Raw genomic sequence first — 15,323 nt, 5'->3', positions numbered from 1 at the left:
ATGTCCGCTCCAATTTCCAACGTTCGCCCCCAACCCGACCAGGTCCTGGTGGACATCGTCGACTACGTCCTCGACTACAAGATCGACAGCGCCCTGGCGCTGGAGACCGCCCGCAACTGCCTGATCGACACCCTGGGATGCGGCCTCGAAGCCCTGGAATACCCGGCCTGCCGCAAACTGATGGGCCCCATCGTGCCCGGCACCGTCGTGCCCAACGGCGCCAAGGTCCCCGGCACGCAATTCCAGCTCGACCCGGTGCAGGCCGCCTTCAACATCGGCTGCATGATCCGCTGGCTGGACTTCAACGACACCTGGCTGGCCGCCGAATGGGGCCATCCGTCCGACAACCTCGGCGGCATCCTGGCCGTGGCCGACTGGCTGTCGCGCAACGCTGTGGCCGCCGGCAAAAAGCCCCTGACCATGCGCGCGGTGCTCGAAGGCATGATCAAGGCCCACGAGATCCAGGGCTGCATCGCGCTGGAAAACTCCTTCAACAAGGTCGGCCTGGACCACGTGGTGCTGGTGAAGGTCGCCTCCACCGCCGTGGTCTCGCAGATGCTCGGCCTGTCGCGCGAGGAAACCATCAACGCCGTGTCCCTGGCCTGGGTGGACGGCCAGAGCCTGCGCACCTACCGCCACGCGCCGAACACCGGCAGCCGCAAGTCCTGGGCGGCGGGCGACGCCACCAGCCGCGCGGTGCGCCTGGCCCTGATGGCCCGCACCGGTGAAATGGGCTATCCGTCGGTGCTGACCGCGCCGGTGTGGGGCTTCTACGACGTGCTCTTCAAGGGCCAGCCCTTCAAGTTCCAGCGCCCCTACGGCTCCTACGTGATGGAGAACGTGCTGTTCAAGATCTCCTTCCCGGCCGAATTCCACTCGCAGACCGCGGTGGAATGCGCCATGCAGATCCATGAAAAGCTCAAGTCCCTGGGCAAGACCGACGCCGACATCAAGAAGATCACGATCCGCACGCACGAGGCCTGCATCCGCATCATCGACAAGAAGGGCCCGCTGAACAACCCCGCCGACCGCGACCACTGCATCCAGTACATGGTGGCCGTGCCCATCCTGTTCGGCCGCCTGACCGCCTCGGACTACGAGGACGGCGTGGCCGCCGATCCGCGCATCGATGCGCTGCGCGACAAGATGACGTGCGTGGAAGACCCGGCCTTCACCGCCGACTACCACGACCCGGACAAGCGATCCATCGCCAACGCGCTGACGGTCGAATTCACGGACGGCACGAAGCTCGACGAGATCGTCTGCGAATACCCGATCGGCCACAAGCGCCGCCGCAAGGACGGCATCCCGCTGCTGGAAGCCAAGTTCCGCCGCAACCTGGCGCGCCAGTTCCCGGCCCGCCAGCAGCAGCGCATCCTGGACGCGTCGCTGGACCAGGCCACGCTGGAAGCCATGCCGGTGCACGAATACGTGGACCTGTATGTCATCTGAGGCCCCCGCTCCCGCCCGGGCCATCCGCCACGACGAGGCCGCCCGCCGTTTCGAATGGACGGAGGACGGCCACGCCTGCGTGCTGGACTACACGCTGGACGGCGCGGTCGCGTCGTTCACGCACACGGGGGTGCCGGCCGCCGTGGGCGGGCGCGGCATCGCCGCGGACCTGGTGCGCGCCGGGCTGGACACGGCCCGCGCGCGCGGCTGGCGGGTCCGGCCGCTGTGCTCGTACGTGGCGGCCTTCGTACGGCGGCATCCGGAATACCAGGACCTGGTCGACTGACCGCTCCGACGGACCGGATACACCGGCCGCGCGCGGAGCATGGCCTCCGCGCGCGAGTTCCGTACGCGCAAAAAAACGCTAACAAAGAAGTGAAAGTGCGGTTTCCTTGATCAGGATTAAGTAGCCTGCGCGCGCCTTCCGACACAATAGGATCTTCCATAACCACACCATTAGTAGGGAGATCCTCATGGCATTCCGCCTCCGTCAAACCGTCCTCGCCTGCGCATTGGCAGCCGGCTCGATCGCCGCCGGTCCCGCGCTGGCTCACGAAGCGGGCGACATCCTGCTGAAGGTCGGCGTCACGCACGTCGAGCCCAAGTCCGACAACGGCACCGTGGCCAACGGCACCGTCAACCTGGACATCGACGGCAGCACCCGTCCCAGCTTCACCCTGACCTACATGGCCACGCGCAACATCGGCATCGAACTGCTGGGCGCCTATCCCTTCAAGCACACCATCAACGCCGACGGCATGGGCAAGATCGGCTCGACCCAGCACCTGCCGCCGACCCTCAGCCTGCAATGGCACTTCCTGCCGGACGCCACCTTCCAGCCCTACGTGGGCGTGGGGCTGAACTACACGACCTTCTTCGACACCAAGACCCGGGGCGCGCTGTCGGGCAGCGATCTCAGCCTGGACGATTCCTGGGGCGTCGCCGCCCAGGTCGGCGTGGACTACAAGCTCAACGACCGCTGGTTCCTGAACGCCGACCTGCGCTACATCGACATCCGCTCCACCGTCCACCTGAACGGCGTGGACATCGGCAAGACCAAGATCAACCCCTGGGTCGCCACCGTCGGGGTCGGCTACCGCTTCTGAGTGGATTTCGGAGCCCCCACCAGGGCCGGGCACCGCCCGGCCCGCCTCCAGGAAAGGGAAAACGAAAACAGCCGCTCGGGCGGCTGGTCTTATGTCTTATATAAGACTATTGCCTGATCCCCGGGCTTGCCGGTAAAATGGGCCGTTCTCCAACCCTCTCTCCTGGGGCATCACTCCATGCTGGAATCCTACCGCACCGAAGCCGCCGCCCGCGAGGCGATCGGCATCCCGCCGCTTCCCCTGACGGCCAAGCAGACGGCCGACCTGATCGAACTGCTGAAAAACCCGCCCGCCGGCGAAGCCGAATTCCTGCTGGATCTGTTCACGCACCGCGTTCCCGCCGGCGTGGACGACGCCGCTCAGGTCAAGGCCTCCTACCTGGCCGCCGTCGCGCTGGGCAAGGAATCCTGCCCCCTGATCGACGCCCGCCGCGCCACCGAGCTGCTGGGCACCATGCTGGGCGGCTTCAACATCAGCGCCCTGATCGAGTTGCTGGACCACGCCGACCTGGCGCCGGTCGCCGCCGAGGGCCTGAAAAAGACCCTGCTGGTCTTCGACGCCTTCCACGACATCGAGGAAAAGGCCAAGGCCGGCAACGCCCAAGCTCAGGCCGTGCTGCAAAGCTGGGCCGACGCCGAATGGTTCACCAGCCGCCCCGAAGTCCCGCAGAGCATGACCCTGACCGTGTTCAAGGTCACCGGCGAGACCAACACCGACGACCTGTCGCCCGCCCCCGACGCCTGGAGCCGCCCGGACATCCCGCTGCACGCGCTGGCGATGCTGAAGAACCCGCGCGACGGCATCACGCCCGACGCCCCCGGCCAGGTCGGTCCGATCAAGCTGCTGAACGAACTCAAGGCCAAGGGCCATCTGGTCGCCTACGTCGGCGACGTGGTCGGCACCGGTTCCTCGCGCAAGTCGGCCACCAATTCCGTCATCTGGCACACCGGCGAGGACATCCCCTTCGTGCCCAACAAGCGCTTCGGCGGCGTCTGTCTGGGGGGCAAGATCGCCCCGATCTTCTACAACACCATGGAAGACTCCGGCGCCCTGCCGATCGAACTGGACGTGTCCGCCATGAACATGGGCGACGTCATCGAACTGCGCCCCTACGAAGGCAAGGCGCTGAAGAACGGCCAGGTGATCTCCGAATTCCAGCTCAAGTCCGACGTGCTGCTGGACGAAGTCCGCGCCGGCGGCCGCATCCCGCTGATCATCGGCCGCGGCCTGACGGCCAAGGCCCGCGCCGCGCTGGGCCTGCCGCCCACGACCCTGTTCCGCCTGCCCGAGGCCCCCGCCGACAGCGGCAAGGGCTATTCCCTGGCGCAGAAGCTGGTCGGCCGCGCCTGCGGCCTGCCGGAAGGCCAAGGCGTGCGTCCCGGCACCTACTGCGAGCCGCGCATGACCTCGGTCGGCAGCCAGGACACCACCGGCCCCATGACCCGCGACGAACTGAAGGACCTGGCCTGCGTGGGCTTCTCGGCCGACCTGGTGATGCAGTCCTTCTGCCACACCGCCGCCTACCCCAAGCCCGTGGACGTCAAGACCCACCATGAACTGCCCGCCTTCATCAGCACGCGCGGCGGCGTGGCGCTGCGCCCGGGCGACGGCATCATCCACTCGTGGCTGAACCGCATGCTACTGCCCGACACGGTCGGTACCGGCGGCGACTCGCACACCCGCTTCCCGATCGGCATCAGCTTCCCGGCCGGCTCCGGCCTGGTCGCCTTCGCGGCGGCCACCGGCGTGATGCCGCTGGACATGCCCGAATCCGTGCTGGTGCGCTTCAAGGGCGAAATGCAGCCCGGCGTCACGCTGCGCGACCTGGTCAACGCGATCCCGCTGTACGCGATCAAGCAGGGCCTGCTGACCGTCGAAAAGAAGGGCAAGAAGAACATCTTCTCCGGCCGCATCCTCGAAATCGAAGGGCTGCCGGACCTGAAGATCGAACAGGCCTTCGAGCTGTCCGACGCCTCGGCCGAGCGCTCCGCCGCCGCCTGCACCGTGCGCCTGAACAAGGAACCGATCATCGAATACCTGAACAGCAACATCACGCTGCTCAAGTGGATGATCGCCAACGGCTACCAGGACGCCCGCACGCTGGCGCGCCGCATCAAGAACATGGAAGCCTGGCTGGCGAACCCGCAGCTGGTCGAGCCCGACGCCGACGCCGAATACGCGGCGGTGATCGACATCGACCTGGCCGACATCAAGGAACCCATCGTGGCCTGCCCGAACGACCCGGACGACGTCAAGACGCTGTCCGACGTGGCCGGCACCGCCATCGACGAGGTCTTCATCGGCAGCTGCATGACCAACATCGGCCACTTCCGCGCCGCCGCCACGCTGCTCAAGGGCAAGCGCGACCTGCCCTCCAAGCTCTGGGTCGCCCCGCCCACCAAGATGGACGCCGGCGAACTGACCAAGGAAGGCCACTACGGCACCTTCGGCACGGCCGGCGCGCGCATGGAAATGCCGGGCTGCTCGCTGTGCATGGGCAACCAGGCCCAGGTGCGCGAGGGCGCCACGGTGTTCTCGACCAGCACGCGCAACTTCCCCAACCGCCTGGGCAAGAACTCCAACGTGTTCCTGGGCTCGGCCGAAATGGCGGCGATCTGCTCCGGCCTGGGCCGCATCCCCACGCGCGAGGAATACCTCGAGGCCATGGGCCTGCTGGCCAAGGACAGCGAAAACATCTACCGCTACATGAACTTCGACCAGATCGAGGACTTCACGGCGGTGGCCAGCACGGTCGACGCCTGATCGGCGCATTCCAGGCATTGCACGCACGAACCCGGGGCCTCGGTCCCGGGTTTTTTTCATTTCAGTGCAGGTACACTAGGGTCTGCTCTGTTTACCGATCCACCATGCCCCCTCGTTCCCGTTCCTCATCCCTGTCGCGCACGTCGCAGACCCTGATTTCCCTGGCCGAGGCCCTGTCGCGCTCCGGCAGCCACCTGGAAGACGTCTACTGGGAAGGCCGCCTCGGCGAAGCCCTGGACAAGGCCCTGGGCGCCCGCCATGGGCGCGCCGTGGAATCCGCCCTGGACGTCCTGCTGGAGCAGCGCTCGGCCGCCTACGAGATCCTGGTCGAGCTGGCCGAGGCCCGTTCCGAATCGCTGATGCCGGGGCCCGACGACCAGGACTGCGACACGCTGCTGATCTCGGCGCCGGTCCTGGCCTGGACCCGCTATCGGCTGCCGGCCGGCCAGCTCGGCGCGGCCCAGTTGCGGGCGCTCGAGACCCTGCTGGCCGAAACCGTGCTGGGCACCCGGGCCCGGGTCGCCCTGCTGCCGTCGCTGGTCCGCTTCGACCGCCTGCCGCAATCGTTCCAGGAAACCCGCGCCTGGACCCAGACGCTGGCGCAGCGCGCCCTGGGGCAGCGCCGCGACGGCCCCGCGCTGCGCGACGCCGAAGCCCCGGAAGACCTCCTGGCCGACGTGTTCTTCCTGGTCGGCGCGGTGGTGGTCCCGCGCGGCGAGGCCGTGTTTCAGTGGCAATCCGCCCAGCCCGCCGAAGCGCCCACCCAGGAAGCCGTCACCCAGCGGTGGGCCGAGGGCTGCGCGCGCATCCTGGAGCCCGCCTTCACCGGCTGCCAGCTGGAATACCTGCGCCCGGAGGCCTATTACACCAGCACCCGCCAGGCGGACCAGGGCATCCGCCCCCTGACCCTGAAGGCGGCCGCCACCTGGCTGCAGACCGCCGCCCGGATCCCGGGCACGGACCTGCGGGCCGCGCTGGTGGCCTGCGGCGAACAGGCCATCGAGGAATACCGCATCGGCTTCTGCACCCGCCAGAGCAACGACGTGATCTACGGCTGCGTCTGGCCGGCACTCAGCCGCGAGGAATCGCAGCCCGATCCCGACGCCGAGGGCCAGGTCGACACCTGGGACGCGATCGCCGCCCTGCTGCGCGAATGCGGCATCCAGGACATCCGCCGCCTGCCCGGCCTGCAGCCCATGGAATTCTGCGAAGACTGCGGCACGCCGTATTTCCCCAACATGCTGGGCGACATGCAGCACCCCGAGCTGCCGGAAGAAATCGATCCGGAGCCCGTCCAGTTCCACTAGGGCATCTCCGAACCCGGCCCGCCTTCGGCGCCACGAATCCGCGTGACGGTCGCCGCCGTCACCGCGGCGCGCCCCGCCTGACGCCATGAGCCTCCTGTCTTTCGATCTGTTCTGCCGCGTCGTCGACAACTTCGGCGACGCGGGCGTGTGCTGGCGGCTCGCGCGGCGGCTGGCGGCGCTGGGCCAGTCCGTGCGCCTGTGGATCGACCGGCCCGAAATCCTGGCGCGGCTGCTGCCGGCGCTGGACGCCCGGGCGGACGGGCAAGTCCTGGACGGCGTGCGGATCGGCGCCTGGAGCGCGGCGGAACATGCCGAGCCGCCCCGGGACGGCGTGGTGATCGAGGCCTTCGCCTGCGCCCTGCCCCCCGCCTACGAGGCCGCCATGGCCGGGCGGGGCTGCCTGTGGATCAACCTGGAATACCTCAGTGCCGAATCCTGGGTGGAAGGCTGCCACGGCCTGCCCTCGCCGCAGGCCAACGGCGTGCCGAAATTCTTCTTCTTTCCCGGCTTCACGCGGGCCACCGGCGGGCTGCTGCGCGAACCGGGCCTGCTGGCGCGGCGCGACGCCGAGCAGGCGCGGGATCGCGGCCAGCGCCTGCTGACCCTGGCCGGACTGCCGTCCGCGCCGCCCGCCGACGCCCTGTGCGCGCTGCTGTTCTGCTATCCCGGCGCGCCGCTGGAAGGCCTGCGGACGGCGCTGGCCGGCCTGGACCGGCCCGTCTGGCTGCTCGTGCCCGGCGGCCCGCCCCCGGCCGCGCTGCGCGACCTGGGCGGCCTGCGCGTCATGCCCGTCCCCTTCGTGCCCCAGGCCCGCTTCGACGAGCTGCTGTGGTGCTGCGACCTGAACTTCGTGCGCGGCGAGGACTCCCTGGTCCGGGCGCTCTGGGCCGGCGCCCCCCTGGTCTGGCAGATCTACCGTCAGGAACGGGACGCCCATCTCGACAAGTTGGAGGCCTGGCTAGAGCGGGCCCGCTGGCCGGCCCCCGCCGCCGAACTGATCCGCGCCTGGAACCGGCCGGACGACGAGGCCATGGCCCGGACGCTGCCGGCCGCGCTGCGGGAACCGGCCTGGTCCGCCTGGCGGGCGCGCAGCCGCGCATGGTGCGCCGAACTGGCCGGACAGCCCGATCTGGGTCAAGATTTGCTGGATTTTTGCCTGCGACGGCACCAAACGCGCTAGAATGCACAGTTAATTTTTTTCAGCATTGCCTCGGAATGCGTTTTGGCACGGGGCACACATCCCCGGAGTTTTTCCCATGAAAATCGCACAGGAACTGCGCGTTGGCAACGTCGTCATGGTCGGCAGCGATCCCCTCGTCGTCCAGAAGGCCGAATACAACAAGTCGGGCCGCAACGCCGCCGTCGTCAAGCTCAAGTTCAAGAACCTGCTGACCGGCAGCGCCAGCGAATCCGTCTACAAGGCCGACGAAAAATTCGAGCAGGTCGTGCTCGAAAACAAGGAATGCACCTATTCCTACTTCGCCGATCCGATGTACGTCTTCATGGACGAGGAATACAACCAGCACGAAGTCGAAGCCGACAGCATGGGCGACGCGCTGAACTACCTGGAAGAAGGCATGAAGGTCGAAGTCGTCTTCTACGACGGCCGCGCGATCTCGGTGGAACTGCCCACCATCATCGTGCGCGAGATCACCTACACCGAACCCGCCGTCAAGGGCGACACGTCCGGCAAGGTCCTGAAGCCCGCCAAGATCAACACCGGCTACGAACTGTCCGTGCCGCTGTTCTGCAACATCGGCGACAAGATCGAAATCGACACCCGCACCAACGAATACCGCAGCCGGGTGATGTGATCCTCCGCGACGCGCGCATGAAAAAACCGGGCCCAGGCCCGGTTTTTTCATTTCACCATGACTCCAGCACCGCGTTTCGCCGGACTACGTCGAAACCCGATACAGCAGGTTCATCAGTATGCCGGAGTTCCATCATCTGGCCTCATGGCCGATGACGAACCGCACCGGGCTGGCTGCGCTCGCAACGAGCACACAACATCCACCAAACAGCCTCGCCCTGTTGGCAAGGCTCGACGCATGGCCTATCGCGCCTTCGTGCCTTGTGCTGTCAGCAGCTTCTCGCCGCCATGCGCCTTGAGCGCCGCCTCCAGCGCCTTTTCGTAATCGGGCTGCGCACTTTCGAGATGCGCGCGCCCGTCTCCGGTCAGCACCGTGTAAACCCCCCGCTTGTCGTCCGGGCACAGGTCGCGGACGGTGAAGCCCGAACGCTCCAGACGCTCGACCACCCGCGATACCGAGCTTTGGTTCAGGCCAAGGTGTGCAGCCAGTTCCTGCATGCGCAATTCGGAGTTCTGCGACCGGGCCAGTATTTCCAGTGCGCGGTATTCCGACAGCCCAAGCCCATGCCGGGCTTGCAGCACTTTGACCAGCTCGGCCTCGACGTTGGCGACTGTCTGGATCAGACTGCGCCAGGCATCGCTTTTCTTGGACGTCACCGGCACACACTCCTATTGAACGAGGGACGATCCATTTTCTCATATGTATGCCCATGCAAGAATGTCAAAAGGCCCGTTCTACGGCGTTCACGTCTGCGGGCGGAACGCCAGGAAAGGCTGCATCCCATCCGGCACCGGCAGCTTGCGCACGGCGGGAGCCAGCCAGGCCAGCGTACCGCGGGAGAACGGCGCGCAGGTGCCGCGATAGTCGAACCCGTGTGCCGCCGCCTCGTTCGGTGAAGGGGATGCCGCCACCGCGGACATGCTCCGTTGACCAGGCAACAGCCTCCCTCATGCACTGCGCGAGGCGTTCAGCGAGGTGCCCGCCTTCATGCTGGAACCCTGCGTTTGCGGGCCTGGAGTTTGGCGCTGTCAGCAAGCTTCAGCCAGACCACGCCGCCGATGATGACTGCCAGCCAGAAAGCCTGGATCAGCGTGATCGGCTGGTTCAGAAGCACGCTGCCCAAGGCCGCCGCACCTACCGAGCCGATGCCTGCCCATACGGCATAGCCAATACCCACGTCGATGGTCTTCAATGCAACGCTGAGCGCATACAGCGTCAGCAGGAAAAACACCGCGGCGGCAATCGACCAACTCGGTACCGTGAATGCCTTGCTGCCCCCTACGCTGAGGGCATAGCCAATCTCGAATGCGCCGGCCAGCAGCAGCATGATCCACGCACGTCCGCTGCCGTTCTTGGTTTCATTGATAGTCGTCATGTCGGGTTCCTTCGTGATTTCAGATGAAAGTGAATAAAGCCATGACCTGCCGTCTTCATGCCGCGCCGCTGAGCCGCAGGCCCACGACGCCGCCGATGACGAGCGCGATCCCGATAAGCTTGCTCAGGCTCAACCGCTGCCCGAAGAACAGCGCACCCAAAATCACGACGCCGACGCCTGCCACGGAAGTCCAGATGGCATAGCCCACGCCAACATCGAAAGCCAGCAAGGCAAGGCTGAGGAAGTAGGTGCCGATCGCCCCACTGACCAGCGTGGCGGCTGTCCAGCCGAAGTGGGTGAAACCCTTGGCGTTGCCTGCGGAAATGGCCACCGCGATTTCAAAGATCACGGCGATGCTCAGATATAGCCAACTCATGATGAAGGTTCCTTTTATTGATATGCCTCGAAGGGCGATTGGGTGATGTGTTGAGAAATGAGCGATCAGCCCTGCAGTGATGCTGGCGGCGGATCGCTGTTCTGCCCGTTTCCGAGCTGATCGATGGCTCGCCAGAGTTCATCCAGGGGCGGCGTGTCACGGAACACTTGCTTCCCGACGACGATGGTGGGAACGGACGTGATCCGCATGTCCTCGCGGGCATGGCGCTGCGCCTTACTGTGGCGCTGGACGCAGGCGCCATTTTCAAGCGCGCGCCTGGCCGCGTCGGCGTTAAGCCCGATCTCGGCGGCAAGTTCGGTTTGGCTCTATATGTTTGCATGTGCATGCATATTAATGGAGACAGACAAGGCTGTCAAACTATTTGCATGTGCATGTATCTTATGACCGCGACGGCCTATCCGGATGCGCGGCCTGCGCCAGCCCGCGCTGCCCTGAGCCAGGGCCTGCTACGACAGCTCGAGCAGCAGGACGCCCGATACGATGGCGGAGACTCCCAGCCAGCCGACACGGCCGAGCCGCTGCCGGAACAGCGCCCGGCCGGCGAGCGCGGTCAGCACGATGCCCATCCCGCCCCACAGCGCATAGGCGACGGACAGGTCGATGCCCTTGACCGCCTGCGACAGTGCGGTGAACGAGGCCAGGATGCAGAAGATTCCCAAGGCGCCGGTCATGCGCCGGCGAAAGCCGTCGGAATATTTGACGAAGACGTTGGCGGCGACCTCCAGGACGATGGCGGCGGCCATGAAGGCGTAATGCACGAGCTCGGCGTTCCGCATGGCGTCATTTCCCCTGCGCCTCGGGCGCGCCGATGCTGACCAGGACGACGCCGACGAGCAACGCCGCCAGGCCGAGCGCCTTGGCCGGGCTCAGGTCTTCGCCGAAATAGCGCAGGCCGATAAAGGTGACGCAGGCGAGGCCGAGCGTTTCCCAGGCGGCATAGGCCAGGGCGATGGGCAGGCGCCTGACGGCCAGCGCCAGGAAGTAGAACGACAGTCCGATCAGGGCATACATGAACAGGAACGGCGCAAGGGCGCCGGAATCGGCCACGCGCTTCATGAGCGTCACGCCGGATACTTCGACCGCGACGGCCGCCAGCAGGTACAGCCAAGGGCGCAATGTCATGGTGGCCTTCTTTCAAAAAAGGGTTTTCAGGATCGAGCCAAGTCGATTTCCTTATTTTCCACCTGTATTCTGGATTCAAAAAGTTTGAATCCATCTATTTATTTGATAATATCCTGGCATGCAATGGAATCTCGAGCAATTGCGCCAGTTCGTCGCCACCGTGGAACACGGCTCCATCAGCGCCGCGGCCCGCCGGCTGGGCAAGGCGCAATCGGCCGTGAGCACGGCCATCGGCCTGCTGGAAGCCGATCTGGGCGTGACGCTTTTCGATCGCACGAAGCATCGGGCCACCTTGTCCGACGCGGGCCGGGTACTGCTGCTGGAAGCCCGTGAATTGCTGCGGCAGGCGCAGGCGCTGGACCAGCGCGCCCGGTCGCTGGCCGCGGGCGACGAGCCCAAGCTGGCGCTGGCCCTGGACGAGGCCTTGCCCTATACGGCGATCCGCGCCCTGCTGCGCGAGCTTTCCGATCGCTTTCCCGACCTGGAACTGACGCTGCTCAACGGCACCGCCACCGAAGTCGCGGACTATGTCGGCCAGGCGCGCGCCGACGCCGCGTTCCAGTTCGACCGGGGACCGCTGCGGGACGGCTTCGATCAACGCCGCATCGGGACGCTCGCCCAGGGAATCTTCGTGGCCAGCGGCCATCCCCTGGCGGAAAAGCCGGCCGTCAAGCGCGAGGACCTGGCCCGCTACCGCCAGCTCGTGATGCGCGCCGAGGATGTCGAGGAAATCATCTACAGCCCGAAGGTCTGGCGTTCGGACAGCTTCTATACCATCGCGGAGATGGTCGCCGACGATCTCGGCTGGGCCACCCTGCCGATCAACGTCGCCGCGTACGACGGCTATCCCAAGCCTTTGCGCCAGGTTTCCTGCCCGTCGCTGGCCCTGCCCCTGTTCTCGATCCGCATGATCTGGCCGCAGGGGCGGGAACTGGGCGCGGCGGCGCGCTGGGCCGGGCAGCGTTTCGCGGAACTGATGCGCGCGTGGGCCTGACGGCCCCGCCATCGCCCGCGCCTACTGCAGGCGGTCGTCGTCCAGGATGTCGGGAATCGGCATGATGGAAATGCCTTCCTCGACCAGTTCGCGGCATTCCTCGGCCGAGGCCGTGCCGCGGATGGGGCGCTCCTCGATCTCGCCGCTGTGCATGCGGCGGGCCTCGTCGGCGAAGCGGGCGCCCACGTCGTCGGTCTGGCGCACGATGCGGCGGATCTGGCGCAGGACTTCGGCCTGCAGGCGGGCCATCTGGTCGCCGGAAGGCGCCGCGACCGCCGCCCGCGCCTGGGGCGCGGATTCGGCGCGCGGGGCTGGTTCGGCGCGCAGATGGCTGACGTTCAGATGGGGCGCCGAGACCCGGCGCGTGATCTGGCCGCTGTGACAGACGGGGCAGCGCACCAGCCCCCGGGACAATTGGTCCTGGTAGCTGTCCTGGGAAGAGAACCAGCCTTCGAAGACATGGTCGTGCTCGCACGAGAGGTCGAATACTTTGAGTGCCATGGTCAGCAGATGGAGGTCGATCGCCCGTTTTCAAGCGCATCCCAGCATTGCCAGCGCCAGTCCCAGGGCGCGACGGCGCCGGGCTGGCTCCACAGGCCTAGGCGCCGGTCGCGCGCCCGGCGCTCGAGGCCGGCGATGGCCTCGTCGCGCAGGTATTTGCCGCCGCCCTGCCGATTGGCCCAGGCCAGGCCGGTCTCGACCATGACGCGGTTGGCCGTCCGGCCGTCGGGCAGCGGCACGTCGCAGACGTCGCGCCCGTAGCGGTCCTGCTCGAAGCAATGCAGCGTCAGCGTCCGGCCGGCCACCAGGCCGGCCAGGGCCTTGCGGGCCGCCTGGGCGAAGGGCTGGCCGGGCCGCTGGCGGCCATGGCCGGTTTCGGGGGCGTCGATGCTCGCCAGCCGCACCCGATGGCGATCCCGCCCCGCCAGCAGCGTCAGGGTGTCGCCGTCGGACACGTCCACGATCCGGCCGGACAGGGCATAGGGTCCGGCCGCGCGCGCCGCCGGCGCGGGCAAGGCCAGGAACAGCGCGGCGGCCAGCAGCGCCGGCGCGGCGGCGGACCAGACGGACACGCCCTGCGGAACCGCGCGGCCGGGCCGGACGCGGCGCGGGAAGGAGAAGCAGAAGATCGGCATGGTGAAACCGGGACGGGCCGCGCCGGGATGCGCGGGCGATGCCGGCCATTGTAATGGGCGGCGCGAGGATCGCCGGCGGCGCACGCGCGGCCGGAACGTGCCGGCCGCCGGGCCGCCCCGCTCATCCCGGCCAGGCCCGCCGCAGCAGCGCGTCCGAAGCCAGCGCCGACGGCCGGACGCCGAACGCGTCCCCGCCCGCGGCGCCCAGGCGGCTGTCCAGGAAGGCCCGCGCCAGCCAGCCGGGCGCATGGCGCAGCAGCAGGTCCGCCTGGACCAGCAGCACCAGATCCCGGGCGACCATCCGGGCCATCGCCTGCTGCCCGCCGGCGTCGAGCGCCAGGGCCGCCAGCAGGCGGTCAGCCGCAGCCCGCAAGGCCGGCTCGCCCGGATGCGCCCGGGCCAGCCCGTCGGCCGTCTGGGCGACGGACTGAGGTTCCTGGCGGGCGGCCCGCAGCACGTCCAGGCACATGACGTTGCCCGAGCCTTCCCAGATGGAGTTGACGGGGGCTTCGCGATACAGGCGCGCCATGGGGCCGTCCTCCACATAGCCGTTGCCGCCCCAGACTTCCATGCATTCGGCCGTGACGTCGATGGCCCGCTTGCAGACCCAGAACTTCGCCGCCGGCGTGAGCAGGCGGCGCAGCGCCTGCTCGGCGGGCTGGTCGGGACGGTCGAAGGCGCCCGCCAGGCGCAGCGCCAGGGCGGTGGCGGCCTCGCTTTCCAGGGCCAGGTCCGCCAGCACCTGCCGCATCAGCGGCTGGTCGATCAGCAGGCGGCCGAAGGCGCGCCGATGGCGGGCATGGTGGATCCCCTGGACCAGCGCCTGGCGCATCAGGGCCGCGCTGCCCAGCACGCAGTCCAGGCGCGTGTAGGAGGCCATTTCCACCAGGGTGGCGATCCCCCGGCCCGGCTCGCCGATCCGGCGCGCCAGCGCGTCCTCGAATTCGACCTCGGCGCTGGCGTTGGAACGGTTGCCCAGCTTGTCCTTGAGGCGCAGGATGCGCACCGGATTGCGGCGGCCGTCGTCCAGCCAGCGGGGCATGTAGAAGCAGGAATGGCCGTCGCCGTCGCGCGCCAGCACCAGGTGGGCGTCCGACATGGGCGAGGAAAAAAACCATTTGTGGCCCGTCAGCCGGAACCAGCCCTCGCCCTGCGGCTCGGCGCGGCTCAGGTTGGCGCGCAGGTCCGAACCGCCCTGCCGCTCGGTCATGCCCATGCCGACCATCATGGCGCGCTTCCCGGCCAGGGGGGCGTCACGCCCGTCGTACTGGCGGCTGGCCAGCAGCGGCTGGAGCGCGGCGAACCAGGGTTCGCGCGCCAGCAGCGGAATGGCGGCGCTGGTCATGGTCACCGGGCACAGGGAGCCGGCCTCGACCTGGCCATGCATCAGGTAGTGCGCCGCGCGGGCGACCTGGGCGCCGGGTCCCGGCTCGGTCCAGGCGCCGCCGTGCATGCCCTGGGCGAAGGCCAGCGACAGGAATTCGGACCACCCCGGATGGAATTCGACCACGTCGATGCGCACGCCCCGGCGGTCGTAGGCCCGCAGAACCGGCCCCTGGCGGTTGACCTCGGCCGCCAATCGCGCCAGGTCGGCGCGGCCCAGCCGGGCGCCCCAGGTTTCCAGTCCGGCCTCGCGGTCGCCGGCGCCTTCGCGGCGCACGCCTTCGACCAGGGCATCGTCCGTCAGGTACAGATTGCAGTCGGGCAGGTCCGGCACCTGGTTATCGGCCCCGGGCGCCGATTGCGCCATGTCTTCGCGATCCATTTCCGATGTCCTCCGGACACGAGCACGATCCCAGTCTACCCGCGATTCCCGGCGGCGGACAGGCCGCGCGGATACAATCGATCCGTCATTCG

General features: G+C 67.7%; 17 protein-coding genes. 8 read left to right on the top strand and 9 right to left on the bottom strand.

Features of this window, described 5'->3' with window-relative positions:
- The 7 genes from ACFO27_RS16350 to efp all read left to right on the top strand — a co-directional run bounded on the left by ACFO27_RS16350 (nucleotide 1) and on the right by efp (nucleotide 8,442).
- Nucleotides 1-1,452: a bifunctional 2-methylcitrate dehydratase/aconitate hydratase gene (locus tag ACFO27_RS16350; protein WP_376818259.1), complete on the top strand. Its 1,452-nt coding sequence runs from the start codon at nucleotides 1-3 to the stop codon at nucleotides 1,450-1,452.
- Nucleotides 1,442-1,738 carry a GNAT family N-acetyltransferase gene (locus ACFO27_RS16345; RefSeq protein ID WP_376818258.1) on the top strand — a complete coding sequence of 99 codons (297 nt, stop codon included), beginning with the start codon at nucleotides 1,442-1,444 and terminating at the stop codon, nucleotides 1,736-1,738. Before ACFO27_RS16350 ends, ACFO27_RS16345 begins: the two co-directional genes overlap by 11 nt.
- A gap of 181 nt (nucleotides 1,739-1,919) precedes the next feature.
- A complete protein-coding gene (locus tag ACFO27_RS16340) occupies nucleotides 1,920-2,558 on the top strand; it encodes an OmpW/AlkL family protein (protein WP_376818302.1) in 639 nt (212 codons plus the stop codon).
- 177 nt (nucleotides 2,559-2,735) lie between these two features.
- The gene (acnB, locus tag ACFO27_RS16335; RefSeq protein WP_376818257.1) at nucleotides 2,736-5,321 is read left to right on the top strand and encodes a bifunctional aconitate hydratase 2/2-methylisocitrate dehydratase; all 2,586 of its coding nucleotides are present in this window, start codon (nucleotides 2,736-2,738) and stop codon (nucleotides 5,319-5,321) included.
- 104 nt (nucleotides 5,322-5,425) lie between these two features.
- Complete coding sequence (locus ACFO27_RS16330; RefSeq protein ID WP_376818256.1) at nucleotides 5,426-6,628, top strand: DUF2863 family protein; 1,203 nt, start codon at nucleotides 5,426-5,428, stop codon at nucleotides 6,626-6,628.
- A gap of 94 nt (nucleotides 6,629-6,722) precedes the next feature.
- A complete protein-coding gene (gene earP / locus ACFO27_RS16325) occupies nucleotides 6,723-7,808 on the top strand; it encodes an elongation factor P maturation arginine rhamnosyltransferase EarP (protein WP_376818301.1) in 1,086 nt (361 codons plus the stop codon).
- A 76-nt stretch (nucleotides 7,809-7,884) separates the two neighbouring features.
- Entirely contained in the window at nucleotides 7,885-8,442 is a 558-nt protein-coding gene (efp, locus tag ACFO27_RS16320) for an elongation factor P (protein WP_323023572.1), read from the top strand.
- 242 nt (nucleotides 8,443-8,684) lie between these two features.
- Here efp and ACFO27_RS16315 read toward each other — a convergent pair whose 3' ends face one another.
- The 6 genes from ACFO27_RS16315 to ACFO27_RS16290 all read right to left on the bottom strand — a co-directional run bounded on the left by ACFO27_RS16315 (nucleotide 8,685) and on the right by ACFO27_RS16290 (nucleotide 11,336).
- On the bottom strand, nucleotides 8,685-9,098 hold the full coding sequence (locus ACFO27_RS16315) for a MarR family winged helix-turn-helix transcriptional regulator (protein ID WP_376818255.1): 414 nt from the start codon (nucleotides 9,096-9,098) through the stop codon (nucleotides 8,685-8,687).
- Between the two features lie 87 nt (nucleotides 9,099-9,185).
- On the bottom strand, nucleotides 9,186-9,362 hold the full coding sequence (locus ACFO27_RS16310) for a hypothetical protein (RefSeq protein ID WP_376818254.1): 177 nt from the start codon (nucleotides 9,360-9,362) through the stop codon (nucleotides 9,186-9,188).
- Nucleotides 9,363-9,427: 65 nt separating this feature from the next.
- A complete protein-coding gene (locus ACFO27_RS16305) occupies nucleotides 9,428-9,817 on the bottom strand; it encodes a DMT family transporter (protein ID WP_376818253.1) in 390 nt (129 codons plus the stop codon).
- A 55-nt stretch (nucleotides 9,818-9,872) separates the two neighbouring features.
- Complete coding sequence (locus ACFO27_RS16300; protein ID WP_376818252.1) at nucleotides 9,873-10,193, bottom strand: DMT family transporter; 321 nt, start codon at nucleotides 10,191-10,193, stop codon at nucleotides 9,873-9,875.
- Between the two features lie 467 nt (nucleotides 10,194-10,660).
- Entirely contained in the window at nucleotides 10,661-10,990 is a 330-nt protein-coding gene (mdtI, locus tag ACFO27_RS16295; protein ID WP_376818251.1) for a multidrug/spermidine efflux SMR transporter subunit MdtI, read from the bottom strand.
- A 4-nt stretch (nucleotides 10,991-10,994) separates the two neighbouring features.
- Entirely contained in the window at nucleotides 10,995-11,336 is a 342-nt protein-coding gene (locus ACFO27_RS16290; RefSeq protein ID WP_376818250.1) for a DMT family transporter, read from the bottom strand.
- 118 nt (nucleotides 11,337-11,454) lie between these two features.
- On the opposite strand from ACFO27_RS16290, the gene ACFO27_RS16285 reads away from it, so the two are divergent.
- Nucleotides 11,455-12,330: a LysR family transcriptional regulator gene (locus ACFO27_RS16285; RefSeq protein ID WP_376818249.1), complete on the top strand. Its 876-nt coding sequence runs from the start codon at nucleotides 11,455-11,457 to the stop codon at nucleotides 12,328-12,330.
- A gap of 21 nt (nucleotides 12,331-12,351) precedes the next feature.
- On the opposite strand, the gene ACFO27_RS16280 is transcribed toward ACFO27_RS16285, so the two are convergent.
- The 3 genes from ACFO27_RS16280 to ACFO27_RS16270 all read right to left on the bottom strand — a co-directional run bounded on the left by ACFO27_RS16280 (nucleotide 12,352) and on the right by ACFO27_RS16270 (nucleotide 15,231).
- On the bottom strand, nucleotides 12,352-12,831 hold the full coding sequence (locus ACFO27_RS16280) for a DUF1178 family protein (protein WP_376818248.1): 480 nt from the start codon (nucleotides 12,829-12,831) through the stop codon (nucleotides 12,352-12,354).
- A gap of 2 nt (nucleotides 12,832-12,833) precedes the next feature.
- On the bottom strand, nucleotides 12,834-13,466 hold the full coding sequence (locus ACFO27_RS16275) for a thermonuclease family protein (protein WP_376818247.1): 633 nt from the start codon (nucleotides 13,464-13,466) through the stop codon (nucleotides 12,834-12,836).
- Between the two features lie 121 nt (nucleotides 13,467-13,587).
- The gene (locus ACFO27_RS16270) at nucleotides 13,588-15,231 is read right to left on the bottom strand and encodes an acyl-CoA dehydrogenase family protein (protein WP_376818246.1); all 1,644 of its coding nucleotides are present in this window, start codon (nucleotides 15,229-15,231) and stop codon (nucleotides 13,588-13,590) included.
- Nucleotides 15,232-15,323 lie beyond the last annotated feature (92 nt).

Origin of the sequence: Castellaniella denitrificans, assembly GCF_042653765.1 — a bacterium.
Taxonomy (GTDB): domain Bacteria; phylum Pseudomonadota; class Gammaproteobacteria; order Burkholderiales; family Burkholderiaceae_B; genus Castellaniella; species Castellaniella denitrificans.
This window is presented reverse-complemented; position numbering and strand designations above follow the sequence as displayed.